Origin of the sequence: Candidatus Pantoea communis, assembly GCF_011752685.1 — a bacterium.
Lineage (GTDB): Bacteria > Pseudomonadota > Gammaproteobacteria > Enterobacterales > Enterobacteriaceae > Pantoea > Pantoea communis.
Map to the genome: position 1 here is coordinate 51,331 of NZ_VWXC01000024.1, position 25,709 is coordinate 77,039.

General features: G+C 54.2%; 23 protein-coding genes. 19 read left to right on the forward strand and 4 right to left on the reverse strand.

Features of this window, described 5'->3' with window-relative positions; all coding sequences use genetic code 11:
* Positions 1–423 precede the first annotated feature (423 nt).
* The 11 genes from rpoE (at position 424) to acpS (ending at position 9,789) form a co-directional block, all read left to right on the forward strand.
* Complete coding sequence (gene rpoE, locus F3J37_RS23785; RefSeq protein WP_038645348.1) at positions 424–1,002, forward strand: RNA polymerase sigma factor RpoE; 579 nt, start codon at positions 424–426, stop codon at positions 1,000–1,002.
* 27 nt (positions 1,003–1,029) lie between these two features.
* Positions 1,030–1,689, forward strand: coding sequence for an anti-sigma-E factor RseA (gene rseA, locus F3J37_RS23790; RefSeq protein ID WP_034825605.1), 660 nt, complete (start codon positions 1,030–1,032; stop codon positions 1,687–1,689).
* On the forward strand, positions 1,689–2,645 hold the full coding sequence (gene rseB / locus F3J37_RS23795) for a sigma-E factor regulatory protein RseB (RefSeq protein ID WP_034825608.1): 957 nt from the start codon (positions 1,689–1,691) through the stop codon (positions 2,643–2,645). The genes rseA and rseB overlap by 1 nt, the downstream gene beginning before the upstream one ends.
* Positions 2,642–3,106 (forward strand): SoxR-reducing system protein RseC, encoded by a 465-nt coding sequence (gene rseC, locus F3J37_RS23800; RefSeq protein WP_166936230.1) that lies wholly within the window; start codon positions 2,642–2,644, stop codon positions 3,104–3,106. The genes rseB and rseC overlap by 4 nt, the downstream gene beginning before the upstream one ends.
* A gap of 218 nt (positions 3,107–3,324) precedes the next feature.
* Positions 3,325–5,124 carry a translation elongation factor 4 gene (gene lepA, locus F3J37_RS23805; RefSeq protein WP_034825613.1) on the forward strand — a complete coding sequence of 600 codons (1,800 nt, stop codon included), beginning with the start codon at positions 3,325–3,327 and terminating at the stop codon, positions 5,122–5,124.
* A 9-nt stretch (positions 5,125–5,133) separates the two neighbouring features.
* Positions 5,134–6,105 carry a signal peptidase I gene (gene lepB / locus F3J37_RS23810; protein WP_034825616.1) on the forward strand — a complete coding sequence of 324 codons (972 nt, stop codon included), beginning with the start codon at positions 5,134–5,136 and terminating at the stop codon, positions 6,103–6,105.
* A 132-nt stretch (positions 6,106–6,237) separates the two neighbouring features.
* Positions 6,238–6,918, forward strand: a complete 681-nt coding sequence (rnc, locus tag F3J37_RS23815; protein ID WP_034825618.1) for a ribonuclease III — start codon at positions 6,238–6,240, stop codon at positions 6,916–6,918.
* 54 nt (positions 6,919–6,972) lie between these two features.
* On the forward strand, positions 6,973–7,875 hold the full coding sequence (gene era / locus F3J37_RS23820; protein ID WP_034825620.1) for a GTPase Era: 903 nt from the start codon (positions 6,973–6,975) through the stop codon (positions 7,873–7,875).
* A 3-nt stretch (positions 7,876–7,878) separates the two neighbouring features.
* Entirely contained in the window at positions 7,879–8,607 is a 729-nt protein-coding gene (gene recO, locus F3J37_RS23825) for a DNA repair protein RecO (RefSeq protein ID WP_034825622.1), read from the forward strand.
* Positions 8,608–8,677: 70 nt separating this feature from the next.
* Positions 8,678–9,409 (forward strand): pyridoxine 5'-phosphate synthase, encoded by a 732-nt coding sequence (pdxJ, locus tag F3J37_RS23830; protein ID WP_034825624.1) that lies wholly within the window; start codon positions 8,678–8,680, stop codon positions 9,407–9,409.
* Positions 9,409–9,789, forward strand: a complete 381-nt coding sequence (gene acpS / locus F3J37_RS23835) for a holo-ACP synthase (RefSeq protein WP_034825626.1) — start codon at positions 9,409–9,411, stop codon at positions 9,787–9,789. Before pdxJ ends, acpS begins: the two co-directional genes overlap by 1 nt.
* On the opposite strand, the gene F3J37_RS23840 is transcribed toward acpS, so the two are convergent.
* A complete protein-coding gene (locus tag F3J37_RS23840; protein ID WP_166936232.1) occupies positions 9,786–10,034 on the reverse strand; it encodes a YfhL family 4Fe-4S dicluster ferredoxin in 249 nt (82 codons plus the stop codon). The two genes, acpS and F3J37_RS23840, sit on opposite strands and share 4 nt — an antisense overlap.
* 213 nt (positions 10,035–10,247) lie before the next feature.
* A complete protein-coding gene (locus tag F3J37_RS23845) occupies positions 10,248–11,087 on the reverse strand; it encodes a MurR/RpiR family transcriptional regulator (protein ID WP_034825629.1) in 840 nt (279 codons plus the stop codon).
* A 204-nt stretch (positions 11,088–11,291) separates the two neighbouring features.
* Here F3J37_RS23845 and yfhb point away from each other — a divergent pair, with 204 nt between their 5' ends.
* Together yfhb and tadA are read left to right on the forward strand one after the other, a co-directional pair.
* Entirely contained in the window at positions 11,292–11,930 is a 639-nt protein-coding gene (gene yfhb, locus F3J37_RS23850; RefSeq protein ID WP_058959159.1) for a phosphatidylglycerophosphatase C, read from the forward strand.
* A gap of 56 nt (positions 11,931–11,986) precedes the next feature.
* Positions 11,987–12,481 (forward strand): tRNA adenosine(34) deaminase TadA, encoded by a 495-nt coding sequence (gene tadA / locus F3J37_RS23855; protein ID WP_097118618.1) that lies wholly within the window; start codon positions 11,987–11,989, stop codon positions 12,479–12,481.
* Here tadA and mltF read toward each other — a convergent pair.
* Positions 12,478–13,935: a membrane-bound lytic murein transglycosylase MltF gene (gene mltF, locus F3J37_RS23860; protein ID WP_166936234.1), complete on the reverse strand. Its 1,458-nt coding sequence runs from the start codon at positions 13,933–13,935 to the stop codon at positions 12,478–12,480. The two genes, tadA and mltF, sit on opposite strands and share 4 nt — an antisense overlap.
* A gap of 270 nt (positions 13,936–14,205) precedes the next feature.
* Here mltF and purL point away from each other — a divergent pair, with 270 nt between their 5' ends.
* From purL to glnB, 5 genes are all read left to right on the forward strand, one after another.
* Complete coding sequence (gene purL / locus F3J37_RS23865; protein WP_166936236.1) at positions 14,206–18,096, forward strand: phosphoribosylformylglycinamidine synthase; 3,891 nt, start codon at positions 14,206–14,208, stop codon at positions 18,094–18,096.
* 640 nt (positions 18,097–18,736) lie between these two features.
* The gene (locus F3J37_RS23870) at positions 18,737–20,164 is read left to right on the forward strand and encodes a sensor histidine kinase (RefSeq protein ID WP_166936237.1); all 1,428 of its coding nucleotides are present in this window, start codon (positions 18,737–18,739) and stop codon (positions 20,162–20,164) included.
* Between the two features lie 3 nt (positions 20,165–20,167).
* Positions 20,168–20,839, forward strand: coding sequence for a two-component system QseEF-associated lipoprotein QseG (gene qseG / locus F3J37_RS23875; RefSeq protein WP_058959154.1), 672 nt, complete (start codon positions 20,168–20,170; stop codon positions 20,837–20,839).
* 2 nt (positions 20,840–20,841) lie between these two features.
* Positions 20,842–22,173 (forward strand): two-component system response regulator GlrR, encoded by a 1,332-nt coding sequence (gene glrR, locus F3J37_RS23880; RefSeq protein WP_058959153.1) that lies wholly within the window; start codon positions 20,842–20,844, stop codon positions 22,171–22,173.
* Positions 22,174–22,378: 205 nt separating this feature from the next.
* Positions 22,379–22,717 (forward strand): nitrogen regulatory protein P-II, encoded by a 339-nt coding sequence (glnB, locus tag F3J37_RS23885; protein ID WP_034825643.1) that lies wholly within the window; start codon positions 22,379–22,381, stop codon positions 22,715–22,717.
* A 49-nt stretch (positions 22,718–22,766) separates the two neighbouring features.
* Here glnB and hmpA read toward each other — a convergent pair whose 3' ends face one another.
* Positions 22,767–23,951 carry an NO-inducible flavohemoprotein gene (hmpA, locus tag F3J37_RS23890; protein ID WP_166936239.1) on the reverse strand — a complete coding sequence of 395 codons (1,185 nt, stop codon included), beginning with the start codon at positions 23,949–23,951 and terminating at the stop codon, positions 22,767–22,769.
* A 338-nt stretch (positions 23,952–24,289) separates the two neighbouring features.
* Here hmpA and glyA point away from each other — a divergent pair, with 338 nt between their 5' ends.
* The gene (glyA, locus tag F3J37_RS23895) at positions 24,290–25,543 is read left to right on the forward strand and encodes a serine hydroxymethyltransferase (protein WP_045814929.1); all 1,254 of its coding nucleotides are present in this window, start codon (positions 24,290–24,292) and stop codon (positions 25,541–25,543) included.
* Positions 25,544–25,709: the final 166 nt, after the last annotated feature.

Consider the following 25,709-nt stretch of genomic DNA (forward strand, 5'->3'; position numbering starts at 1 on the left):
AAAAGGTTTTCCGAGCATAAGCCTGGAAGCCGGTCCTGTGAAGTATTTTGAACAAATTACGCGGTAAAATTATCCAGAGCGGCGACATAATCACGCGATTTCAGTAAGTTATGTCCGAAAATAAGCACATCGTGTTTTTTATACCAAACACTCTGAAAATTCAGGTAATAAAGGTGAAAATTAGGGCGTCATAGGGTACTCTCCCAGCGATTATCGGTGCCGCAAATGACGCCAACGGCGTAGCCAGTCGCTACACTGAAAGACAATCAACAACAATGATGTCGTGGTTCCGATACGGAAAATATCTGGTCGTGGTGAACTTCAGGCCAACATATGACTCTAAGCGCATGCTTGCTCAGAACAATGAGATGTGCTGGCAGTTCACTTACGCATAAAAAGAGATTTGGGGAGACATTACCTCGGATGAGCGAGCAGTTAACGGATCAGGTTCTCGTTGAGCGGGTTCAGAAGGGAGATCAAAAGTCATTTAATTTACTGGTGATTCGATACCAGCATAAAGTGGCGAGCCTGGTTTCACGTTATGTCCCTTCAGGCGATGTGCCTGATGTGGTTCAGGAATCCTTTATTAAAGCGTATCGCGCACTGGAATCTTTCCGTGGCGATAGCGCCTTTTATACATGGCTGTACCGCATTGCGGTGAATACAGCAAAAAACTATTTAGTGGCTCAGGGGCGTCGTCCGCCATCCAGCGATGTGGATGCTATCGATGCAGAAAATTTCGAAAGTGCGGGAGCATTAAAAGAAATTTCGAACCCTGAGAACTTAATGTTGTCAGAGGAACTGAAACAAATTGTTTTTCGGACCATTGAGGCGCTTCCCGAAGATCTGCGTATGGCCATCACCCTCAGGGAGTTGGATGGTTTAAGTTACGAAGAGATTGCCGCCATCATGGATTGCCCGGTGGGTACCGTTCGTTCGCGTATCTTCCGTGCCCGAGAGGCCATTGATAATAAAGTTCAACCGCTTATCCAACGTCAGTGATAACGGCTACTGGAAGGGTACCAAAGCATGCAGAAAGAAAAACTTTCCGCTTTAATGGATGGTGAAACTCTCGATAACGAGCTGTTGGCGTCGTTGTCGAAGGATGCAGATCTTCAAAAAAGCTGGGAGAGCTACCATCTAATCCGCGACACCTTACGAGGTGATGTCGGTGAAGTGCTGCATTTTGATATCTCCGCACGCGTTGCAGCGGCCATTGAAAATGAGCCATTGCGTAAAGTGACTCCGCTGATTCCTGAAGCGCAGCCTGAGCCATCACGCTGGGAGAAAATGCCGTTCTGGCGTCGTGGCGGCACCTGGACTGCACAACTGGCGCAGATTGGTGTGGCTGCCTGTGTCTCGCTGGCGGTGATTGTCGGTGTTCAGCACTACAATACTCAGCCTGGCAGCAGTGCAACGGAAACCTCAGATTCTCCAGCGTTTAATACGCTGCCGATGATGGGTAAAGCTTCTCCTGTCAGTCTTGGCGTCCCTTCTGACGCGTTTGACACCAATAGCTCTAACCAGCAGGTACAGGAACAGCGTCGTCGTGTGAATGCCATGCTGCAGGACTATGAACTGCAACGCCGTCTGCATGCTGATCAGGTCCAGTTCGATGAAAAGAATGATCCACAGCAGGCGCAAGCTAATGTTCCCGGAAATCAGTCGTTAGGAACTCAACAGCAGTAATGAAGCAACTTTGGTGTGCCGTTAGCCTGCTGGCAGGCAGCCTGCTTTGGTCCTCCACCGCCCCGGCGCAGACATCTGCTTCCGGGGCGTTGTTACAGCAGATGGAGCAGGCAAGCCAGAACCTCAACTACGAATTCGCCTACATCAATGTCTCTCGTCTTGGCATTGAATCTCTGCGCTATCGTCATGCAGTTATCGATAATCGTATCTTTGCCCAACTGTTGCAGATGGATGGGCCGCGTCGTGAAGTGATTCAACGTGGCAATGACATCAGCTACTTCGAGCCTGGACTTGATCCTTTCTCACTACCGGGCAATCACATTATTGATGCGCTGCCTGCATTGATGTTTGCTGATTTCTCCCGCCTTGGTGATGCCTACGATTTTATTCCGGTAGGACGTTCACGTATGGCCGATCAAATGTGCGAAGTGGTGCGCATCGTGTCGCGTGATGGCACGCGCTACAGCTATGTCGTGTGGCTGGATGTTGATACTAAATTGCCGCTACGCATTGATTTGCTGGATCGTGATGGTGAAACGCTGGAGCAGTTCCGTGTCATCAGCTTTGCGGTGGATGAAGGCGTGCGTAATCTGATGCAGGGGCTGGAAAAAGCCAATCTGCCGCCAACGCTGTCATTACCGGCGGGCGATAAAGTGCAGCTCAGCTGGCAGCCAGGCTGGTTGCCAGCGGGTATGACACTGATTTCGCAGAGTCGCCGCGATATGCCAGCCATGAATAAAACCGTAGAATCTCGTCTGTACAGCGATGGCTTATTTAGCTTTGCTATCAACATTACGCCTGCCGATAAAAGCAGTGTGCCGCAGTCATTGCGCACTGGGCGTCGTACGGTGCAGACAGAAGTGCGCGATAATCGTGAAATCACCGTGGTGGGCGAATTACCGCCTGCAACGGCCAAACGTATCGCGGACAGCATAGATTCAGGTGCACAAAAATGATGAGAGAATGGGCCACCGTGGTGGCGTGGGAAGAAGGCATTGCCACGCTGCACTCGGAAGCGAAAACCTCCTGTAACAGCTGTTCAGCCCGCAAAGGCTGCGGCAGCCACGCGCTCAATCAACTTGGGCCGAAAAATGCTCATGTCATGACCATTGCCAGCCCGGAGCCTTTACAGCCCGGACAGCGCATTGAATTGGGTATCCGTGAAAGCAGTCTGCTGGGTTCAGCGCTGCTGGTTTACATGACGCCGCTGTTTGGCCTGTTTTTAGTCGCAGGTCTGTTTCAGATGCTGTTCCACAGCGATCTGGCGGCGGCCTGCGGTGCACTGTTAGGCGGCATTGGTGGCTTTATTGTGGCTAAAGGGGTTTCCAGCGTGTTCGGTCATCGGGAAGCCTTTCAGCCGATCATCCTCAGCGTTGCGTTACCGCCCGATGCCATGCGCGTAGAAAATGAAGGTTGATCCCTGCCAGGGCCGCGCAATGCGCGGCTTTTTCATTTAGGCTTACCCGCTGAAATCTGTTGCGATTCCCCACAGTTCCATTCTTTAACGCGCGGCGTTAACAGTGTAATATGCGTCGTCATTAATGAGGCTGACAGGATTCCGGGTAAAGCTCACTTTCCTGAATGTGTCTGTGCTCAAGTTTTCCACTGATTTTTTACGTGAAGATATTCATATAAATGAAGCACATACGAAATTTCTCCATCATCGCACACATCGACCACGGCAAATCAACGCTCTCTGACCGCTTGATTCAGATTTGTGGTGGCCTCAGCGATCGTGAGATGGCGGCGCAGGTTCTGGATTCTATGGATCTGGAGCGCGAGCGCGGCATTACCATCAAAGCGCAAAGCGTCACGCTCGATTACAAAGCGCTGAACGGTGAAACTTACCAGCTCAATTTTATCGATACTCCCGGCCACGTTGACTTCTCCTATGAAGTTTCCCGCTCTTTAGCGGCTTGTGAAGGGGCTTTGCTGGTGGTCGATGCAGGTCAGGGCGTTGAAGCACAGACGCTGGCGAACTGCTACACCGCAATGGAAATGGATCTGGAAGTGGTACCGGTTCTGAACAAAATCGACTTGCCTGCGGCCGATCCTGAGCGCGTGGCGGAAGAGATTGAAGATATCGTCGGTATTGATGCGGCTGATGCCGTGCGCTGCTCGGCGAAAACCGGCGTTGGCGTTCCGGATGTGCTTGAGCGTCTGGTGCGTGATATCCCACCACCGGAAGGTGATCCGGAAGGCCCACTGCAGGCGCTGATCATCGACTCATGGTTCGATAACTACCTGGGCGTTGTGTCACTGATTCGTATCAAGAACGGTACGCTGCGTAAAGGCGACAAAGTGAAGGTGATGAGCACCGGTCAGACCTATAACGCTGATCGCTTAGGTATCTTTACACCGAAACAGGTTGACCGTAATGAACTGAACTGCGGTGAAGTAGGCTGGTTGGTTTGCGCTATCAAAGACATCATGGGCGCGCCAGTCGGTGACACCCTGACGCTGCAACGCAATCCTGCTGAACATGTCCTGCCAGGCTTTAAGAAAGTGAAGCCACAGGTATATGCTGGCCTGTTCCCGATCAGCTCTGATGACTATGAAGCGTTCCGTGATGCGCTGGGCAAACTGAGCCTCAACGATGCCTCACTGTTCTATGAGCCAGAAAGCTCAACGGCGCTGGGCTTCGGCTTCCGCATCGGCTTCCTCGGTCTGCTGCACATGGAGATCATTCAGGAACGTCTGGAGCGTGAATACGATCTCGACCTGATTACTACAGCGCCAACGGTAGTTTATGAAGTCATCACCACCGACGGCCAGACCGTCTATGTTGACAGCCCTTCGAAGCTGCCACCGCTGAACAATATTGAAGAACTGCGCGAACCGATCGCCGAGTGTCATATGCTGCTGCCGCAGGAATTCCTCGGCAACGTCATCACCCTGTGTATTGAGAAACGCGGTGTGCAGACCAACATGGTTTACCACGGTAAACAGGTTGCGCTGACCTATGAAATCCCGATGGCAGAAGTGGTACTCGACTTCTTCGACCGTCTGAAATCAACGTCTCGCGGCTATGCATCGCTGGACTATAACTTTAAACGTTTCCAGGCCTCTGACATGGTGCGTGTCGACGTGATGATTAACTCAGAACGTGTTGATGCGCTGGCGCTGATTACCCACCGTGATAACTCTCAGTATCGTGGCCGCGACCTCGTGGAGAAGATGAAAGATCTGATCCCACGTCAGCAGTTCGATATTGCGATTCAGGCGGCAATCGGCAACCACATTATCGCTCGCTCAACGGTCAAGCAGCTGCGTAAAAACGTCCTGGCGAAATGCTATGGCGGTGACGTGAGCCGTAAGAAGAAACTGTTGCAGAAGCAGAAAGACGGTAAGAAGCGAATGAAGCAGGTCGGCAACGTTGAGCTGCCGCAGGAAGCATTCCTTGCCATTCTGCATGTCGGTAAAGACAGCAAATAAGGAACTTTAATGGCTAATATGTTCGCCCTGATTCTGGTGATCGCCACGCTTATAACGGGTGTTATCTGGTGTATCGATCGCTTTAAGTGGGCTCCGGCGCGTCGTGCTAAGCAGGCAGCTGCACAAGCGCAGGCGGGCAACACATTGGACGGCAAAACGCTGGCCAAAGTGGCGGCTCAGCCAGGCTGGGTAGAAACGGCGGCATCGGTGTTCCCGGTGCTGGCAGTGGTACTGATCGTTCGCTCATTTATTTTTGAGCCGTTCCAGATCCCATCAGGTTCCATGATGCCGACGTTGCTGATTGGTGATTTTATTCTGGTGGAGAAGTTTGCTTACGGAATCAAAGATCCGATTACTCAAACCACGCTGATCCCAACGGGTCATCCGCAGCGTGGTGATGTGGCGGTGTTTAAATACCCGAAAGATCCGAGCGTCGATTACATTAAACGTGTGATCGGTCTGCCGGGCGACAAAGTGGTGTTTGATCCTTACAGTAAAACGCTGACGGTTAACCCGGGTTGTGGCACGGGCAAATGCGATACCGCGTTGCCGATCACCTATACCAACGTAGAGCCAAGCCGCTTCATTCAAACCTTCAGCGGCTTTGATGGCAATGAAACCGGCAACGGCTTCTTTGAAGCACCACAGGGCGAAACCATGAAGGGCGGCCTGCGTCTGGGAACACGTAAAGAGACGTTGGGCACGGTGACGCACGATATCCTGTTAGTAAACGAAGCGCAGAGCCAGGCAAGCATGTATTATCAGCAGCCGGGTCAGCCGCAATCCACGTGGATCGTGCCGGAAGGGCAATATTTCATGATGGGTGATAACCGCGATAACAGCGCCGACAGCCGCTACTGGGGCTTTGTGCCTGAGAAGAATCTGGTCGGTAAAGCGGTGGCTATCTGGATGAGCTTTGAGAAACAAGAAGGACAGTGGCCAACGGGCGTGCGCTTAAGTCGCATCGGCGGAATCCACTAAGCATTATGCCCACTGCGGTGGGCAACACGGTTGGCCTCTTTCGGGGGGCCACTGCAAACGAAACAGAACGTGTTGGAAGCTCAGCCCTGTTTCGTATGCAGAGTTACAGACGCACAGAATAACTGGAATCGCATGAACCCCATCCTTATTAACAAGCTGCAGCGCAAACTGGGCTACACTTTTACTCATCCGGAACTACTGCAGCAAGCATTGACTCACCGCAGTGCCAGCAGTAAGCACAATGAACGTCTTGAGTTTCTTGGCGATTCCATTCTCAGCTATGTGATTGCCAATGCGCTTTATCACCGCTTCCCGCGTGTGGATGAAGGTGACATGAGCCGCATGCGCGCTACGCTGGTACGGGGCAATACCCTGGCAGAGATGGCGCGTGAGTTTGAACTTGGCGAATGTTTACGTCTTGGACCGGGCGAGTTGAAGAGTGGCGGTTTCCGTCGCGAATCGATTCTTGCTGATACGGTTGAAGCGCTGATTGGCGGTATCTTCCTCGACAGCAACATTCAAACCGTTGAGAAACTGATTCTCGATTGGTACCAAAATCGCCTTGATGAAATCAGCCCGGGTGATAAGCAAAAAGATCCAAAAACGCGTCTGCAGGAGTTTCTGCAAGGGCGTCACCTGCCGCTGCCTTCTTATCTGGTGGTGCAGGTGCGTGGCGAAGCCCACGATCAGGAATTCACCATTCACTGTCAGGTGAGTGGCATGGCAGAACCGGTGGTGGGTGTAGGTTCCAGCCGCCGTAAAGCAGAGCAAGCTGCCGCTGAACAGGCATTAATTAAGCTTGGTCTCGAATAAAATACATAGTCATATCGCAGCGCCGACAGCGACGCTGCCCAAGTCAGGACTCGAATGAGCGAAATCGAAACACACAGCGGCTTTATCGCGATTGTTGGCCGACCTAACGTTGGCAAATCCACCTTACTGAACCAATTACTGGGGCAGAAAGTGTCGATCACCTCGCGTAAACCGCAAACCACGCGTCACCGCATCATGGGTATTCACACTGAAGGCGCTTATCAGGCGATCTACGTGGATACTCCCGGGCTGCACATGGAAGAGAAGCGGGCGATTAACCGCCTGATGAACCGTGCTGCCAGCAGCTCAATTGGTGATGTGGAGCTGGTGATTTTTGTTGTTGAAGGCACCCGCTGGACGCCGGACGACGAAATGGTCTTGAACAAGCTGCGCGACGGCAAAGTGCCGGTGGTGCTGGCGGTTAACAAGGTCGATAACATTCAGGATAAAACCATTCTGCTGCCACACCTGCAGTTCCTGAGCCAGCAAATGAATTTCCTTGAGATTGTACCGATCTCGGCAGAAAGCGGTAAGAACGTTGATGCCATTGCCGCTATCGCGCGTAAATGCCTGCCGAAATCTGACCATCACTTCCCGGAAGATTACATAACGGATCGTTCACAGCGCTTCATGGCGTCTGAGATCATCCGTGAAAAACTGATGCGCTTCCTCGGTGCGGAACTGCCTTACTCAGTGACCGTGGAAATCGAACAGTTCGTCTCTAACGATCGTGGTGGCTATGACATCAACGGTCTGATCCTCGTCGAGCGCGAAGGGCAGAAGAAGATGGTGATTGGCAACAAAGGCGCCAAGATTAAAACCATCGGTATTGAAGCGCGTAAAGACATGGAAGAGATGTTTGAAGCCAAAGTGCATCTCGAACTGTGGGTTAAAGTGAAATCGGGTTGGGCGGATGACGAACGTGCACTGCGCAGCCTGGGCTATACAGACGAATAATTGATGGAAGGCTGGCAACGCGCCTTTGTGCTGCATAGTCGCCCTTACAGCGAAACCAGCCTCCTGCTCGATCTGTTCAGCGAAAGCGAAGGGCGCGTCCGCGTCCTGGCCAAAGGCGCACGCTCGCGCCGTTCCCAACTCAAAGGTGCACTCCAACCCTTCACGCCGCTGCTGGTGCGCTGGGGGGGACGTGGCGAAGTTAAAACGCTGCGCAGCGCCGAAGCGGTGTCACTGGCCTTACCGCTCAGTGGCATCACGCTCTACTGCGGGTTGTACGTTAACGAACTGCTGTCTCGCGTGCTTGAGCAGGAAATTCCTTTCTCCGACCTCTTCTTTGACTATCTCCATTGCATCCAGATGCTGGCCGCAGGCAGTGGCACGCCTGAACCGGCGCTGCGTCGCTTTGAACTGGCGCTGCTGGGCCATCTTGGCTACGGCGTGGATTTCCTGCACTGTGCGGGCAGTGGTGAGGAGATCGATGACGGCATGACGTACAGTTATCGTGAAGAGAAGGGGTTTATCGCCAGCCTGGTGGTGAATCAACGCAGTTTTACCGGTCGCCAGTTGCGTGCGCTGTGGGAACGCGAGTTTCCCGATGCCGACAGCCTGCGTGCTGCCAAGCGCTTCACGCGTATGGCGCTCAAGCCTTATCTGGGCGGTAAACCGTTGAAGAGCCAGGAACTGTTTCGCCAGTTTGTGCCGAAAAAGAAGCCCGATGTGGCAAACGACTAGCGCTGGTCGTACCGCCTGATATGCTCAGCACGGTACACTGCAAACACACTGAACCTATTTAAGGATTGTCATGGCTGAGTTGCTGTTAGGGGTCAACATTGACCACATCGCCACCGTACGTAACGCACGTGGCACGAATTATCCCGATCCAGTCCAGGCTGCGTTTGTTTCTGAACAGGCGGGCGCAGATGGCATCACTGTGCACCTGCGTGAAGATCGTCGTCATATCACCGATCGCGATGTGCGAATTCTGCGCGATACCATCCAGACGCGTATGAATCTGGAGATGGCGGTGACCGATGAAATGATCGACATTGCCTGCGACATCAAGCCGCACTTCGTGTGTCTGGTGCCAGAAAAGCGCCAGGAAGTGACCACCGAAGGCGGATTAGATGTGGCGGGTCAGCAGGACAAAATCAACGCAGCGGTTCGCCTGCTGAGCGAAGCGGGTATCCTGGTGTCGCTGTTTATCGATGCCGATCATCGCCAGATTGAAGCGGCCGTTGCCAGCGGCGCACCCTACATTGAGATTCACACTGGCGCCTACGCGGAAGCACCGGAAGGGCTGGAGCGTGAAGCCGAGCTGTCTCGCATTCGCAAAGCGGCCACGTTTGCAGCCAGCCTCGGTTTGAAGGTTAACGCCGGTCACGGTCTGACGTATCACAACGTGCAACCCATCGCAGAACTGCCGGAGATGCATGAGCTAAACATTGGTCACGCCATCATTGGCCGTGCGCTGTTCAGTGGCCTGGCAGATGCGGTGTCAGAGATGAAGCAGCTGATGCGGGAAGCGCGTCGTTAATGGCGATTCTCGGACTCGGCAGCGACATCGTTGAAATCGAACGTATTGCTGGCGTGATTGAGCGATCCGGCGATCGTCTGGCGCGTCGCGTCTTGAGCGAAGCCGAGTGGCAGCAATATCAGGCGCACCAGCAACCGGTGCGCTTTCTTGCCAAACGTTTTGCGGTGAAAGAAGCGGCGGCTAAAGCCTTTGGTACCGGGATTCGCGGTGGTCTGGCGTTTAATCAATTCGAAGTGTACAACGATGCGCTGGGCAAACCGGGCTTACGCTTTTTCGAACAGGCAAAAGTGATTGCCAGCCAGTTGGGCGTGAAACATGTGCATGTTACCCTGGCCGATGAGCGCCACTACGCCTGCGCAACGGTGATCATCGAAGACTAAGGGTGCAACACGACAAATTTCTCCCACAGCGCCTCACGGGTTTCCGGGTGCTGTGGGTCAGAAATGATGGTGTTATCAATCGGGCAGACGCTTTGGCAGGTCGGCACATCATAATGGCCTACGCACTCGGTGCAGCGGTCGACATCAATCTCATAGATCATCTCACCGAAGCTGATAGCCTGGTTCGGGCATTCAGGTTCGCACATATCGCAATTGATGCATTTCGCCGTAATGAGTAAAGCCATGATCGCCGTTAGCCTGATAAAGAAGGCGCGCACCTTATCATAAAATCGGCTTCTGCAGGCGCAGGGTTTGTTGTGCTGGATCAAACAAAGCGGGAATTAAGTTCGCTGCAGCAGAATTCGCTATAAGTCAGCCAGGAATCAGGAAAACTCCGCGTTACCCTTCTGTGGGCTAAGAATCAGCCAGTAAAAGGCCGGATAACGGCCTTTTTCGCATTACACCAGTTTTTTGACCAGTTCTTCGCTGTGCCTTATGTGGCTTGAAGCGCGTTCTGGATCGTTTTGTACCAACGCCATAAACAGCAGGTCGGTCAACGCCAGTTGTGCACTGGTGGATGAGATTGCGGCACTGCGCGTGCTTTGCTCCTCGGCAACGGTGTACAAGCATATGGAAGCGCACTGTTGCAGCGAGTTGGGGGTAAAGCCGGTAAACGCCAGCACGTCGACCCCCAGCTGTGCGGCTTCCTGTGCCGCAAGGTTAATCTCACGCCGCTCGCCGGTATAGGAAATCGCCAGCAGCACATCCCCCGGTGCCATCGCCTGCACGCTCGCCAGTAAGGCATGCATATCCTGCTCGGCTACCGCGTTGATGCCAATCTTCATCAGCTTCCATGAGAAATCTTTCGCCACTAACCCCGACGCACCGATGCCCACTAACAAAATGCGGTTGGCGTTTTTCAGCAATTGCAGGGTTTGCAGCAATTTCTCTTCGCTGTTGATATCCAGCGTGGCGCGGATAGCGGAAATCTTCTCAGTCAGTAATTTTTCGCCGACCACTTTGAGGGGATCGTCGCTAAGAATATGATTGTGCACGGTGATGGCATCGCGATCCGCCAGCGACTCACTCAGTGCCAGTTTCAGCGCCGGGAACCCCTTATAGCCCAATTTTTGGGCAAACTTCACCACGCTCGACTGGCTGACGCCCGATTCCTCAGCCAGTTTTTGTGAACTCAGATGCCGTGCCCGATCCGGCTGCGACAGCAAAAAATCCGCCAGCCGACGCTCATTTAGCGCCAGTCGAGGGTAGAGCTGGCGAATTCGCAGCAATGAACTCATGTTCGATCCTTAATCCATCTAATCCCGCTTGAGCTTAGTCTCTTTTCGCACCATCAGGGTTTAATGACAGCACGCCGACACAAAGAATAAACTATTCAGCTGGCATTGTGGCCATTGGAATTAAAAATGACCGCTTTCGCCCCCGCCGTTGAAGCTGGCTAAACTGTAGGGCAAGCCGTAGAAAGGAAAGATAAGGAGTGGAGTTTGACAAAGGGTACGCAACGCCGCGTGGTGTTTTTCGATCTTGATGGCACGCTGCATCAGCAGGACATGTTTGGCACTTTTATGCGTTATCTGCTGCGACGTCAGCCGATCAACCTGTTGCTGGTGGTGCCGCTGTTGCCGGTGATTGGTCTGGGAATGCTGTTTAAAGGGCGCGCTGCACGCTGGCCAATGAGTTTACTGCTGTGGGCCATTACTTTTGGCCACAGTGAGCTGCGCCTGCGTCAGCGTGAGGCCGCGTTCGCGACATGGTTCCGCGAGCGCGTCACCGCTTTTCCGGTGGTGCAACAACGTCTGACCGATTATCTCAGTAGCGATGATGCGGATGTGTGGCTGATCACTGGTTCACCACAATCACTGGTGGAGCAGGTCTATTTCGATTCGGCCTTTCTGCCGCGCGTACAGCTGATTGCCAGTCAGATGCAACCCGGTTTAGGGGGACGCGTGCTGGCCATGCGTTGCCTCGGGCATGAGAAGGTCGCTCAACTCGAAGAGAAGATTGGTACACCATTGCAACTCTACAGCGGTTACAGCGACAGTAAACAGGATAACCCGCTGCTGTTCTTCTGCCAGCATCGCTGGCGGGTGACACCTCGCGGTGAGCTGCAACAGCTGGAGTGAATCATGCGGCGATTCCGTCTATAATGCGCCGCCTTTAAATCCGCAGGAGCTGCCCGGTGAACCCACAAACTGATGAATATTGGATGCGCCATGCGCTGGAGCTGGCGCGTCGCGCGTGGGAACAGGGCGAAGTGCCGGTCGGCGCGGTATTAGTGCAGGGTGATAAAGTGATTGGCGAAGGCTGGAATCGACCGATTGGTCAGTGCGACCCGACCGCGCATGCCGAAATCATGGCGCTGCGGCAGGGCGGCAAAATCCTCGAAAACTATCGCCTGCTTGATACCACGTTGTATGTGACGCTGGAACCCTGCGTGATGTGCGCCGGTGCGATGGTACACAGTCGCATTACGCGGCTTGTATATGGTGCAAAGGATGAGAAAACGGGCGCAGCGGGCTCGCTCATGGACGTGATTGGTCACCCAGGTATGAATCATCAGATTCAGATTGATTGCGGTGTGCTTGCAGAAGAGTGTGCCGGAATGTTGAGTGACTTCTTCCGCATGCGCCGTGAGCAAAAGAAAGCGCTGCGCCAGGCGCAGCGCGAAGGTTAGTTCATCGCAATCTTAGGTTCGACCGCCGGGTAACCGGCGCCCAATTCGGCTTCCAGCGCCGACTGCTGAGCGATGCGCTTCTCCTGCTCCTGCAGATATCCCACCAGACTGATCTGATACTTACGGATGTTCTCGACATAGTTGTAAGCTTCATGGCCGCGCGCGTAACCGTAGGAGGTTTGCGCGTAATAACGCTTCTGGCTCAGCATCGGCAGACGCTGTTTGACATCGGCCCAGCTATCAGGATTACCGCCTTGTTTGGCCGTCAGCTTGCGGGCATCCAGCATGTGCGCATAGCCCATGTTATAGGCCGCCAATGCAAACCAGATGCGCTCATCATCAGGAATGGTGTCCGGCACCTTCTCCATCATACGTTGCAGGTATTCGCTGCCGCCGCGGATGCTCTGCTCAGGATCGAGGCGATCGTTCACATCAAGGCTGTCAGCGGTGTTACGCGTCAACATCATCATGCCACGCACGCCGGTCGGTGAGGTCGCCTGCGGATTCCAGTGCGACTCCTGATAAGAGATGGCTGCCAGCAGACGCCAGTCCATGCTCGCCGCGTATTTCTCAAACAGCGGTTTGATATCCGGCAACGTGTTATCAATCGCGCGCAGGAAGGTGCGGGTATCCACGTAATCAAAAGTGCCAACGTGACCGAGATACTTCTCTTCGAGGCGCGCCATTGTGCCTTCTTCGCCCATCTGGCTGTAGAAGTCGAGCATTGCCGCATTCAGACTGTCATCATCATTGCGTGGCAGATACCAGGTGACCGGTTCTTCATCGGTGATGTCGAATGCTACGGCCAGCTGCGGATGGATGCGCTGCAATAAGCCGATGGTGACCGAATCGCCCACGGTGTAATCCAGCTTGCCGTCGGCGACGGCTTCCAGCAGCGCTTTCTGTCCCTGATCGGTAGAAATCGCCCAATCGAGATCGGGATAGCTGTCAGCTTTTGCGGAACGTAAAGTTGACAGATATGCCGAACCGGACTGCACAATCAGGCGGCCTTTCAAATCGCCGAGATTCTTCGGCCGTGGCTTATCAATGCGGTACACCAACTGCTGCGAAACAGAGTAGTAGCTCGGTCCACTTTGATAGTGGGCAAGGCGTTCACCGTTGTAGATCAGCCCAGCTGCGAGCAAATCCGCCTTACCATCATCCAGATCGTCAAACAGATCGCCGAGGTTCGGACGCACCGTAACCTCAAGTTTGACGCCAAGATAATCGGCGAAGCGTTTCGCCAGCTCGTAATCCATACCGGCTGGTGCATTATTGATGGTGTAGTAAGTCAGCGGGGAGTTGACGGTACTGATGCGCAGCACTCCACGTGATTTAATCTGTGATAACGCGTCTTTTCCGCCCCCGTACCAGGGGATGGAAGGCCACAGTGCCAGCGCAAGTAGCACGGTGATCAGACCGATAAACAGATAGTTTATTTTCAGGCGTTTCAAATAGTTGTCTCGTAATGGCTCACAGGCCTCTGTCTTTTAAAGGCAGTATTTGTGTTGTTTTTACTCCCAGAGCGAGGGGCATTTTGCGCAACAAAGTGCAGCAGGGCAACTTATATAGCAAGAATTGTGCAAAATTCAGCCAAATGCTGAGTGCCAGATTTTATGCGCAAACGGTTTCGTAACCCGTGCTGTTTCTCTATAATACCGCCCGTTTTCCCCTGTTGCGCCCAATGAAGCGTCGCCCGGCGCTTCGAAGACGAGAGATCTTTGATGATGGAAATTCTGCGTGGTTCGCCCGCTCTGTCGGCATTTCGTGTAAACAAACTGCTGACCCGCTTTCAGGACGCTCACCTGCCAGTGAGTGATATTTACGCCGAGTACGTCCATTTTGCCGATGTCAGTGCACCGCTCAGTGCGGATGAACATGCCCGCCTGCAACGTCTGCTGAAATACGGTCCTTCTCTCGCCGAGCACGCGCCACAAGGGCGTCTGTTACTGGTGACGCCGCGTCCCGGCACCATTTCTCCGTGGTCATCAAAAGCCACCGATATCGCGCACAACTGCGATCTGCCCCAGGTTATCCGCCTCGAACGCGGTATGGCTTTCTATGTGCAGGCGCCGCAGCTGACGGAAGCGCAATGGCAACAGTTGGCTAGCCTGCTGCATGACCGCATGATGGAGACCGTGTTCGGTGACCTGAATGATGCGCAGCAGTTGTTCGCACACCATGAACCACAGCCGCTGAAAAGCGTTGATGTGCTGGGTGCCGGTCGCATTGCACTGGAACAGGCCAACACCACGCTGGGCCTGGCACTGGCCGATGACGAAATCGACTATTTGCTGAATGCCTTCACCAAACTGGGCCGCAATCCGAACGACATCGAGCTCTATATGTTTGCTCAGGCAAACTCAGAGCACTGCCGTCATAAAATCTTCAACGCCGACTGGATTATCGACGGTGAAAAACAGCCGAAGTCGCTGTTTAAAATGATCAAAAACACCTTTGAACACAATCCTGAGCACGTTCTGTCTGCTTATAAAGACAACGCCGCGGTAATGGAAGGTTCAAAAGTGGGCCGCTTCTACGCCGATGCGCAGAAGGGCGAATACACCTTCCATCAGGAAGAGGCGCATATCCTGATGAAGGTGGAAACCCATAACCACCCCACCGCGATTTCGCCGTGGCCAGGTGCTGCGACCGGTTCCGGTGGTGAAATCCGTGATGAAGGCGCAACGGGACGTGGCGCGAAGCCGAAAGCGGGCCTGGTCGGTTTCTCCGTTTCCAACCTGCGTATTCCGGGTTTTGAACAGCCGTGGGAAGAAGATTTTGGTAAGCCGGAGCGTATTGTTACCGCGCTGGATATCATGACTGAAGGCCCACTGGGCGGCGCAGCGTTCAACAACGAATTTGGCCGTCCGGCACTGAACGGATACTTCCGTACTTATGAAGAGCGCGTGAACAGCCATAATGGCTCAGAACTGCGTGGCTACCATAAGCCGATCATGCTGGCGGGCGGTATTGGTAACATCCGTGCTGACCACGTGCAGAAGGGTGAGATCGTCGTCGGCGCGAAACTGATCGTGCTCGGCGGACCCGCGATGAACATTGGCCTCGGTGGCGGAGCAGCCTCTTCAATGGCCTCTGGGCAGTCTGATGCGGATCTGGATTTTGCATCTGTCCAGCGTGACAACCCGGAAATGGAACGTCGCTGCCAGGAAGTGATCGACCGTTGCTGGCAGCTGGGCGAAGCCAACCCGATTCTGTTCATCCACGACGTCGGTGCTGGCGGTCTGTCGAACGCGATGCCAGAGCTGGTGAGTGATGGTGGCCGTGGCGGTAACTTCAACCTGCGCGACATCCTCAACGATGAGCCAGGCATGAGCCCGCTGGAAGTGTGGTGTAATGAATCCCAGGAACGTTATGTGCTGGCGGTGGCACCGGCTCAGCTGGCGCTGTTTGACGAGCTGTGTAAGCGTGAGCGTGCCCCTTATGCGGTGATCGGTGAAGCCACCGAAGAGCTGCATCTGAACCTGGCGGATAGCCACTTCGATAACAACCCTATCGACATGCCGCTGGACGTGCTGTTGGGCAAAACGCCGAAGATGACGCGTGATGTTGCCACTCAGCAGGCCAAAGGCGATGCGCTGGTGCGTGACGGCATTACCGTGGCTGACGCCGTTAATCGCGTACTGCATCTGCCAACTGTGGCAGAGAAAACCTTCCTGATTACCATCGGTGACCGTTCGGTAACCGGTATGGTGGCGCGTGACCAGATGGTCGGCCCATGGCAGATCCCGGTAGCGAACTGTGCAGTGACCACCGCCAGCCTGGATAGCTATCACGGCGAAGCCTTCTCACTGGGCGAACGTGCGCCAGTCGCCTTGCTGGACTTCGCTGCATCTGGTCGTTTAGCGGTCGGTGAAGCGTTGACCAACCTGGCGGCCACCGCGATTGGTTCACTGCAGCGCGTGAAGCTCTCTGCAAACTGGATGGCCGCAGCAGGTCACCCAGGTGAAGATGCCGGTTTGTACGCTGCGGTTAAAGCGGTTGGCGAAGAGCTGTGTCCGGCGCTGGGCATCACTATTCCGGTCGGCAAAGACTCGATGTCGATGAAAACTCGCTGGCAGCAGGGTACTGAAGAGCGTGAGATGACCTCACCGCTGTCGCTGGTCATTACCGCCTTTGCGCGTGTGGAAGATGTGCGCCGCACCGTAACGCCTCAACTGCAAGCTGACCAGGATAACCTGCTGTTGCTGATTGATTTGGGCAACGGCGCAAACACCCTGGGTGCTACCGCGCTGTCACAGGTTTATCGTCAGTTAGGCGACAAACCAGCCGACGTACGTGATGCATCGCAACTGGCGGGCTTCTTCAACGCCATTCAGGCGCTGGTGGCCGAGCAGAAGCTGCTGGCTTACCATGACCGTTCTGATGGCGGCCTGCTGGTAACACTGGCAGAAATGGCTTTCACCGGTCACTGCGGTATCGAAGCCGATATCGCCGCGCTGGGTAACGATGCGCTGGCAGCACTGTTCACCGAAGAGTTGGGTGCAGTGATCCAGATTAACGCCGCTGACCGTGCCGCCGTTGAGAAAGTGTTTGCCGACCATGGCCTGAGCAGCAATGTGCATGTGATTGGTCAGGCACTGCCGGGCGATCGCTTTGTCATCCGTTCTGGCGACAGCGCGGTGTACAGCGAAAGCCGCACCACGCTGCGTACCTGGTGGGCAGAAACCACCTGGCAGATGCAGCGCCTGCGTGACAACCCTGCCTGTGCCGATCAGGAGCACGAAGCGAAGAAAGACGACAACGATCCTGGCCTGAACGTTCATCTGACCTTCAAGCCAGAAGAAGATGTTGCTGCGCCGATGATCGCCACAGGCGCGCGTCCTCGTGTTGCCGTACTGCGTGAGCAGGGCGTGAACTCCCACGTTGAGATGGCAGCTGCCTTCCACCGTGCTGGTTTCACCGCAGTCGATGTGCACATGAGCGATCTGCTGGCGGGCCGCCGTGGTCTGGAAGAGTTCCAGGCACTGGTAGCGTGCGGTGGCTTCTCTTACGGTGACGTATTGGGTGCCGGTGAAGGTTGGGCGAAGTCGATTCTGTTCAACGGCCGTGTGCGTGACGAGTTCGAAAACTTCTTCCACCGTCCGCAGACGCTGGCGCTGGGCGTGTGTAACGGCTGCCAGATGATGTCGAATCTGCGTGAGCTGATTCCGGGTAGCGAACTGTGGCCACGCTTTGTACGTAACCAGTCAGAGCGTTTTGAAGCCCGTTTCAGCCTGGTCGAAGTGGCTGCGAGCCCATCGCTGCTGCTGGACGGCATGGCCGGTTCTCATATGCCAATCGCCGTGTCGCACGGTGAAGGCTTCGTGGAAGTGCGTGACGGTGCGCATCTGGCTCAGCTGGAAAGCAAAGGTCTGGTGGCGCTGCGCTTCGTGGACAACTTCGGTAAAGTGACCGAAAATTACCCAGCCAACCCGAACGGCTCGCCGAACGGTATCACTGCAGTCACCAACGAAAGCGGTCGTGTCACCATTATGATGCCGCACCCAGAGCGTGTGTTCCGCACCGTGAGCAACTCCTGGCACCCAGCAGAGTGGGGCGAGGACAGCCCATGGATGCGTATCTTCCGCAACGCACGTAAGCAGCTGGGCTAATTTAGCCAATAGCATCAGAGGCCGCCGCAAGGCGGCCTTTCTTTTGGCCGGCTGGTCCAGACTCACTCACTCACTCACTCACTCACTCACTCAATTACGCCATGACCTACTTTGGCTGGCTCGCAAAATTGTCGGAAATTAGCGACAAACACGATTTTGATGTGTCGCTAAATGGTGACATTTAAATTATTGATTTATATTGGATCAATTTTTCATCCTCTAACTCGTTGCTGATCAGCGACACTTTCGCCAGACCAGCCGGTCCGCTTTTTCATAAAAAAATGCGTCACACCTCGCATTACTCTGATAATCAATGCTATTTCATTTCTGGCACGATAGTTGCTATACTCACTGCGTTGCTCATTCTCCTGTCTATGATTGCCCCGCACTGCGGTTGAGCTCATAAAATTCGAATGACGCACCAAACGGAGCCTGCCGTCCACCCAACCGATAATCGCTTGCTTTGCAACGTTATCAAGCATCGGACGCAACGTTGAGTTAGGCTCCACCTATTTTGCAAGCGATGCTGCGGCGTCGCTCTCACGGCAGCCCAAAAGGGCTGCCGTTTTCCTTTCGGTACTTTCTTCCCTATTGATACTTCGTTAGCATGCCAGCAGCTCACATTAAAGGATGCGCGGTAGTGAAGAGATGGCGTCTGTTTCCCCGATCCCTGCGGCAGTTAGTCTTGATGGCTTTTTTACTGGTCCTGTTGCCATTGCTGGTGCTGGCGTGGCAAGCCTGGGAAAGTTTGTCTGCGCTGAGTAATCAGGCCGCAGATACCAATCGCAATACCTTTACCGACGTACGCCGCAGCGAAGCGATGGCGCGCACGGCGCTCGAGCTGGAGCGCAGTTATCGTCAATATTGCGTGTTAGGGGATGCCACCTTGCAAAAGCTTTATCAGACGCAGTGGACGCGGTACGGTCAGATGCTCACCAGCCATGCGGATAGCCTGCCGGATCTTCCTTCCTTCAAAGCGTTGCAGGAAACCTTGCCGCAGCTCGCCAGCGTGCAGTGCGACAACGGTAACCCAGTGGCAAAAGCCGCAACGGCCCTCGAACATTTTTCTGATGCCAATGCGCAAATGGTGCAGGCGACGCGTGAAGTGGTATTTTCTCGTGGCTTGCAGCTTCAGCGCGAAATCGCCGATCGCGGCCAGTTTTTCGGCTGGCAGGCGCTGATTCTGTTCCTGATCAGTCTGGCGCTGGTGCTGCTGTTTACCGGCATGATCATCGGCCCGGTTAAACGCGTAGAGCGGATGATTAACCGACTGGGGCAAGGCAAAGCGCTTGGCGATAGCGTGAGTTTTCGTGGTCCGCGTGAAATCCGCTCTCTTGGCCAGCGCATCGTGTGGCTGAGCGAGCGCCTAAGTTGGCTGGAAGAGCAGCGACATGAGTTTCTGCGTCATCTCTCACACGAACTGAAAACCCCGCTTGCCAGCTTACGAGAGGGCACGGAATTATTGGCCGATCAGGTGGCTGGGCCGCTCAATGCGGAACAGCAAGAAGTGGTCGCGATTCTTGATACCAGCAGCCGCCATTTGCAGCGTCTCATCGAACAACTTTTGGATTACAACCGCAAACTGGCGGATGGCCCCATGGCGCTGGAGCCGGTAGCAATCCATGACATCGTTGATGCGGTCGTTAAAATCCATTCATTGCCCGCCGGTGCACGTCAGATCACCACCCATGTTGATCTTCAGGTGGCGCACTGTCTGGCAGAGGCAACATTGCTGCAAAGGGTCATCGACAACCTCTATTCGAACGCCGTGAACTACGGCAGCGAATCCGGTAACATCTGGCTGCAGAGCCAACAGAAAGGCAACCAGGTGTGGATTGAGGTGGCGAACACCGGCACACCGATTCCGGCCGAAGAGCAGGCGATGATTTTTGAGCCCTTTTTTCAGGGCAGCCAGCAGCGCAAAGGGCCAGTTAAAGGCAGCGGGCTGGGGTTAAGCATCGCCAAAGATTGCCTGCGCAGGATGCAGGGCGATTTGCAATTGGTAACGCGCAAGGATGCGGATGTCTGTTTTCGAATCATTTTGACGACCAGCGCCGGGAATGCCTGATTAATGAAACACACCCTGATTAAACTTTTTAGCTGCGCGTTGGTGGCATTTGGCTTGAGTGCCTGCCAGACACCGTCCACGGGCAGCGCGTTACACGATGGCACCAATCTTCCTGAGCCAGAAGTGCGGCTGCCTGATTATCTGGCGACCGATTGTCAAAACGTGTGGAAGATTGAAACGCCAACAGCCATGAGCAACCCTCTTTACTGGCAGCGTGCTATCGACTGTGGTGAGCGTTTATCCCCAGCGGAAGCGCGGGCTGAGGCACGACGCTGGCCAGTACAAGGCTGGTCGCGTGCTTTTAAACAAGGCATTCTGCTGGCAAATGGCAATGTGACGCCCTTTGAGCGCCGTCAGTTCGTCGATACGCTAGACGGTTACAGCGCTTCCTATCCAACCTCCGTGCGTCCGTTATTAATGTTGTGGCGTAGCAATCAGGCGGCGCAGCTGGCGTTAAGCGGTGAACGCAGCCGCTATGCTGCACTCCAGCAAAGCCACGATACTGAGCTGGATAGCCTGCGCCAGCAGCAAACCAAACTGCGTCAATCACTGGAGGAGACTCAGCGTAAGCTTGAGCGCTTAACTGACATCGAACGCCAGCTGTCGTCCCGTAAACCGGCGGACAGCAGCGATACATCGCACGGCGCCAGTGATGCACAAAGTGAGGATCAGTGACCATGAAACAGTCTGCACGTTTACTGCTGGTGGATGATGATCCCGGCCTGCTTAAACTGCTTGGCATGCGCTTAAGCAGTGAAGGCTATCAGGTGACCACCGCCGCAAGTGGCCCGGATGCGCTGCGCCAGTTGCAGAAAGAGAAAGTTGATCTGGTGATCAGCGATCTGCGTATGGATGAAATGGACGGACTGGCGTTATTTGGCGAAATCCAGAAACGCCATGCGGGTTTACCAGTGATCATTCTTACGGCGCACGGCTCGATCCCCGAAGCGGTTTCCGCTACGCAGCAGGGGGTGTTCAGTTTTCTGACGAAGCCAGTGGATCGTGACGCGCTGTATAAAGCCATTGATGAAGCGCTGGCACAGCGCGCGCCGGTCAGCGATGACACCTGGCGTGAGGCCGTGGTAACGCGCAATCCATTGATGCTGCGTTTGCTGGATCAGGCGCACATGGTGGCGCAATCCGATGTTAGCGTGTTGATTAACGGCCAGAGCGGTACCGGTAAAGAGGTGCTGGCGCAGGCGATTCACGCCGCCAGCCCGCGTGCAAACAAGCCGTTTATTGCCATTAACTGTGGTGCGCTACCGGAGCAACTGCTGGAGTCTGAGCTGTTTGGTCACGCCAAAGGGGCTTTCACCGGTGCCGTGAGTGCGCGTGAAGGGCTGTTTCAGGCGGCGGAGGGTGGCACGCTGTTTCTTGATGAAATTGGTGATATGCCACAGGCGTTGCAGGTCAAACTACTGCGCGTCTTGCAGGAGCGAAAAGTGCGTCCGCTGGGCAGTAATCGGGATGTCGATATCAACGTGCGCATCATCTCGGCCACCCATCGCGATCTGCCCAAAGCGATGGAGAAAAAGAGTTTCCGCGAGGATCTCTACTATCGTCTCAATGTGGTGAATCTGAAGATTCCCGCACTACATGAACGTGCAGAGGATATTCCGCTGTTGGCGAACCATCTCTTGCGCCAATCGGCCGAACGCCATAAACCCTTCGTGCGCAGCTTCTCTGTGGATGCGATGAAACGTTTAGTGGGGGCCAGTTGGCCTGGCAACGTGCGGCAGCTGGTCAACGTGATTGAGCAGTGTGTCGCGCTGAGCACGTCACCCGTGATCGGGGATGCGCTGGTTGAACAGGCGTTAGCGGGTGAAAACACCGCGCTGCCGACCTTTGTTGAGGCACGTAATCAATTTGAGCTCAACTATCTGCGCAAATTGCTGCAAATGACCAAAGGAAATGTCACCAACGCTGCGCGTCTGGCTGGACGTAACCGTACAGAATTCTATAAGCTGCTGTCACGCCATGAGCTGGACGCCAGTGAATTTAAAGAGTAGCTTGCTGCGGCATATTGATTCATCCATTGACTACCCCAAATAATTTGAGTTGCAGTCAGACGGCAAACGAAAGCATCCCGATGAGCTTACTTCTTCAAGCGATTTGGGGAAAAGAGAGCCGCCAACCCCTCTGCAACTTGAAGCAGGACGGGTATATACTACTTGTTATCCGTCCATCATGGAGGGAGTGAAAAAAGGATCTGTCATGAAAAAGATCGATGCAATTATTAAACCATTCAAACTCGATGATGTGCGCGAAGCCTTGGCTGAAGTGGGCATCACCGGGATGACGGTCAGTGAAGTGAAGGGTTTTGGTCGCCAGAAAGGCCACACTGAGCTGTATCGTGGCGCGGAGTACATGGTCGATTTTCTGCCAAAAGTGAAAATCGAAATGGTGGTCGGTGATGACATCGTCGACACCTGCGTTGAAGCCATTATGAATACCGCGCAGACCGGCAAAATCGGCGACGGCAAAATCTTTGTGTTCGACGTGGCGCGCGTGGTGCGAATCCGTACCGGTGAAGAGGACGAAGAGGCGATCTAAGCCCCTTCGTTAGCCTGTTAAAAAGCCTGCATGATGCAGGCTTTTTTGTTTACAGCACTTTGTGCGGGCCAAAAACTTCATAATGGATACGATCGGCACTGATACCGGCATCGACCAGCTGCCGCGCGACAAACTGCATAAATGGCAGAGGGCCGCAGAGCCAGAACTGGCGGTCGGCCTGATTCAATTGGCTGGAGATGCCTGCGAGGTCCATGAATCCCTGCGCATCAAAACGGCCACTGTCCACGCTTTCCGGCTCGCGATACCAGATATGGCTGGTGAAATGTGGCAGGCGAGCACCTGTGGCTTGCACTTCATCCGCGAAAGCATGCTGTGTACCGCATTCGGCCGCATGCAGCCAGTTAACCGCGCCTGCATACTGCTGCTCGGCCAGGCTGGCTAACATTGCCAGCATTGGGGTTTGGCCGACACCGGCAGAAATCAGTGTGACCGGCACGGTTCCTGTCGTTTGCAGATAGAAATCACCCGCTGGAGCCGTACATTGTACAATATCACCGACCTTCGCATGGGTGTGCAGCCAACCGGAAACGCTGCCGTGTTCCTCGCGCTTCACTGCGATACGATAGGATTTACCGTTAGGTAGATGGGTGAGTGAATACTGGCGATGCTGGATATTCTCGTTACCTTCAGGTCGCAGACTAACGGCCAGATATTGTCCGGGCAGGAAATCGGCGACAGGCTGACCATCGTTAGGTACCAGCTCAAAACTTTTAATTACTGAGCTTTCAGTGTTGATGGTGCGAATACGGAAGTCACGCGCGCCACGCCAGCCGCCGACTTTCTCTTCTGAGGCGCAATAAATCGCCTCTTCACGCTGGATAAACACATCCGCCAGCACCCCGTAAGCTTTGCCCCACGCCTGTAAGACGTCATCGCCGGGATTGAGCAACTCTTCGATGGTGGCCAGCAACGTTTCACCGACTACCGCATATTGCGCGGGCTGAATATTCAGGCTGGTGTGCTTCTGCGCAATTTTCTCCACCGCCGGCAGCAGCACCGCCAGATTCTCAAGGTTGCTGCCGTACGCAACAACGGCATTAAACAGCGCCTCACGCTGATTGCCGCTGCGCTGATTATTCATGTTGAAGACGTTTTTCAGTTCCGGATGCTGGGTTAATAAACGCTGATAGAAATGGCCAGTGAGTTGCGGGCCAAGCTGAGCAATAGCGGGCAGGGAAGACTTAACGGTAGCGATAGTTTGCGCATCGAGCATGGTGAATGCCTCACAGTGAATTTAAACATGTATTTTAAATGCATCTTATGATCGTTCATCCAGCCTGTAAATCCCCTGTTTTGATTGCGGGTTAGGTGCTGAAGCTGGAAGCTGGCCCACAAACCTGAAAAATATTCCTCTCCAGCGTGAGCAAATATCGTGATTTACAGGCTTGCAAAAAGGCGTAAAAAACCCGTTCCAGCGCCGTGCCAATCGTTTGCGTAAAAAGAGGGGATTGGCGCTACCGTCACCTGTCAAAACCGTTTACACTGTTGGCCTTCGCCCCTTGCCGGGGCCTAAACTGCCGTTAAAAAAGTTAGCTAGTCAGGAGATGCCGGATGTTAAAGCGTGATATGAACATTGCCGATTATGATGCCGAGTTGTGGCAGGCTATGGAGCAAGAGAAGGTGCGTCAGGAAGAGCACATCGAACTGATTGCTTCTGAAAACTACACCAGCCCACGCGTTATGCAGGCGCAAGGTTCACAGCTCACCAACAAATATGCCGAAGGATATCCGGGCAAACGCTACTACGGCGGATGTGAATACGTTGATATCGTTGAGCAGCTGGCAATCGATCGCGCGAAAGCGCTGTTTGGCGCAGACTTTGCCAACGTACAGCCGCACTCTGGCTCACAGGCCAACTTCGCGGTTTACACTGCGCTGTTGCAGCCGGGCGACACCATCCTCGGTATGAACCTGGCGCACGGTGGTCACCTGACGCACGGTTCACCAGTGAACCTGTCAGGCAAGCTGTATAACGTCATCCCTTACGGCATCGACGAAACCGGCAAAATCAACTACGACGAACTGGCTGAGCTGGCAAAAACCCATAAGCCAAAAATGATCGTCGGTGGTTTCTCTGCATACTCTGGCGTGTGCGACTGGGCAAAAATGCGCGAAATCGCTGATAGCGTGGGCGCTTACCTGTTCGTTGACATGGCACACGTTGCCGGTCTGATCGCCGCTGATGTCTACCCGAACCCGGTTCCGCATGCTCACATCGTGACCTCAACCACCCACAAAACCCTCGCGGGTCCACGTGGTGGCCTGATTCTGGCGAAAAACGGCGACGAAGATCTGTACAAAAAACTGAACTCCGCGGTGTTCCCGGGTGGTCAGGGTGGTCCATTGATGCACGTGATCGCGGGTAAAGCGGTGGCGTTCAAAGAAGCAATGGAGCCAGAGTTCAAATCTTACCAGCAGCAAGTGGCTAAAAACGCCAAAGCAATGGTTGAAGTTCTGTTGGAGCGTGGCTACAACATCGTTTCAGGCGGTACTTATAACCACCTGTTCCTGATCGATCTGGTGAGCAAAAACCTGACCGGTAAAGAAGCGGATGCCGCGCTGGGCCGTGCTAACATCACTGTGAACAAAAACAGTGTACCTAACGATCCGAAGAGCCCATTCGTGACCTCCGGTGTGCGTATCGGTACGCCAGCAGTGACACGTCGTGGCTTCAAAGAAGCAGACGTGCGTGAGCTGGCTGGCTGGATCGCTGACGTGCTGGACAACATCAACGACGAAGCGACCATCGAGCGCACCAAGCAGAAGGTACTCGATATCTGTGCGCGTCTGCCTGTATATGCCTGATTTGGCACCATGCTGATGTGATTAAAAAGGATGGCGCTTGCCTAATGCCGATCAGTTAAGGATCAGTTGAACGATCCAGTGGCTGTGTAAGAATCCGGAAACGCTTCGTTTCCGGATTTTTTTATGCAGCTCAGTCAGGCCCTTGATATCGTCTCTCGTTACGATT

What these genes read in the sequence shown, in the direction of transcription:
- rpoE (WP_038645348.1), top strand. Translation starts at nt 424, where the DNA reads ATGAGCGAGCAGTTAACGGATCAGGTTCTCGTTGAGCGGGTTCAGAAG.
- rseA (WP_034825605.1), top strand. Translation starts at nt 1,030, where the DNA reads ATGCAGAAAGAAAAACTTTCCGCTTTAATGGATGGTGAAACTCTCGAT.
- rseB (WP_034825608.1), top strand. Translation starts at nt 1,689, where the DNA reads ATGAAGCAACTTTGGTGTGCCGTTAGCCTGCTGGCAGGCAGCCTGCTT.
- rseC (WP_166936230.1), top strand. Translation starts at nt 2,642, where the DNA reads ATGATGAGAGAATGGGCCACCGTGGTGGCGTGGGAAGAAGGCATTGCC.
- lepA (WP_034825613.1), top strand. Translation starts at nt 3,325, where the DNA reads ATGAAGCACATACGAAATTTCTCCATCATCGCACACATCGACCACGGC.
- lepB (WP_034825616.1), top strand. Translation starts at nt 5,134, where the DNA reads ATGGCTAATATGTTCGCCCTGATTCTGGTGATCGCCACGCTTATAACG.
- rnc (WP_034825618.1), top strand. Translation starts at nt 6,238, where the DNA reads ATGAACCCCATCCTTATTAACAAGCTGCAGCGCAAACTGGGCTACACT.
- era (WP_034825620.1), top strand. Translation starts at nt 6,973, where the DNA reads ATGAGCGAAATCGAAACACACAGCGGCTTTATCGCGATTGTTGGCCGA.
- recO (WP_034825622.1), top strand. Translation starts at nt 7,879, where the DNA reads ATGGAAGGCTGGCAACGCGCCTTTGTGCTGCATAGTCGCCCTTACAGC.
- pdxJ (WP_034825624.1), top strand. Translation starts at nt 8,678, where the DNA reads ATGGCTGAGTTGCTGTTAGGGGTCAACATTGACCACATCGCCACCGTA.
- acpS (WP_034825626.1), top strand. Translation starts at nt 9,409, where the DNA reads ATGGCGATTCTCGGACTCGGCAGCGACATCGTTGAAATCGAACGTATT.
- F3J37_RS23840 (WP_166936232.1), bottom strand. Translation starts at nt 10,034, where the DNA reads ATGGCTTTACTCATTACGGCGAAATGCATCAATTGCGATATGTGCGAA.
- F3J37_RS23845 (WP_034825629.1), bottom strand. Translation starts at nt 11,087, where the DNA reads ATGAGTTCATTGCTGCGAATTCGCCAGCTCTACCCTCGACTGGCGCTA.
- purL (WP_166936236.1), top strand. Translation starts at nt 14,206, where the DNA reads ATGATGGAAATTCTGCGTGGTTCGCCCGCTCTGTCGGCATTTCGTGTA.
- qseG (WP_058959154.1), top strand. Translation starts at nt 20,168, where the DNA reads ATGAAACACACCCTGATTAAACTTTTTAGCTGCGCGTTGGTGGCATTT.
- glrR (WP_058959153.1), top strand. Translation starts at nt 20,842, where the DNA reads ATGAAACAGTCTGCACGTTTACTGCTGGTGGATGATGATCCCGGCCTG.
- glnB (WP_034825643.1), top strand. Translation starts at nt 22,379, where the DNA reads ATGAAAAAGATCGATGCAATTATTAAACCATTCAAACTCGATGATGTG.
- hmpA (WP_166936239.1), bottom strand. Translation starts at nt 23,951, where the DNA reads ATGCTCGATGCGCAAACTATCGCTACCGTTAAGTCTTCCCTGCCCGCT.
- glyA (WP_045814929.1), top strand. Translation starts at nt 24,290, where the DNA reads ATGTTAAAGCGTGATATGAACATTGCCGATTATGATGCCGAGTTGTGG.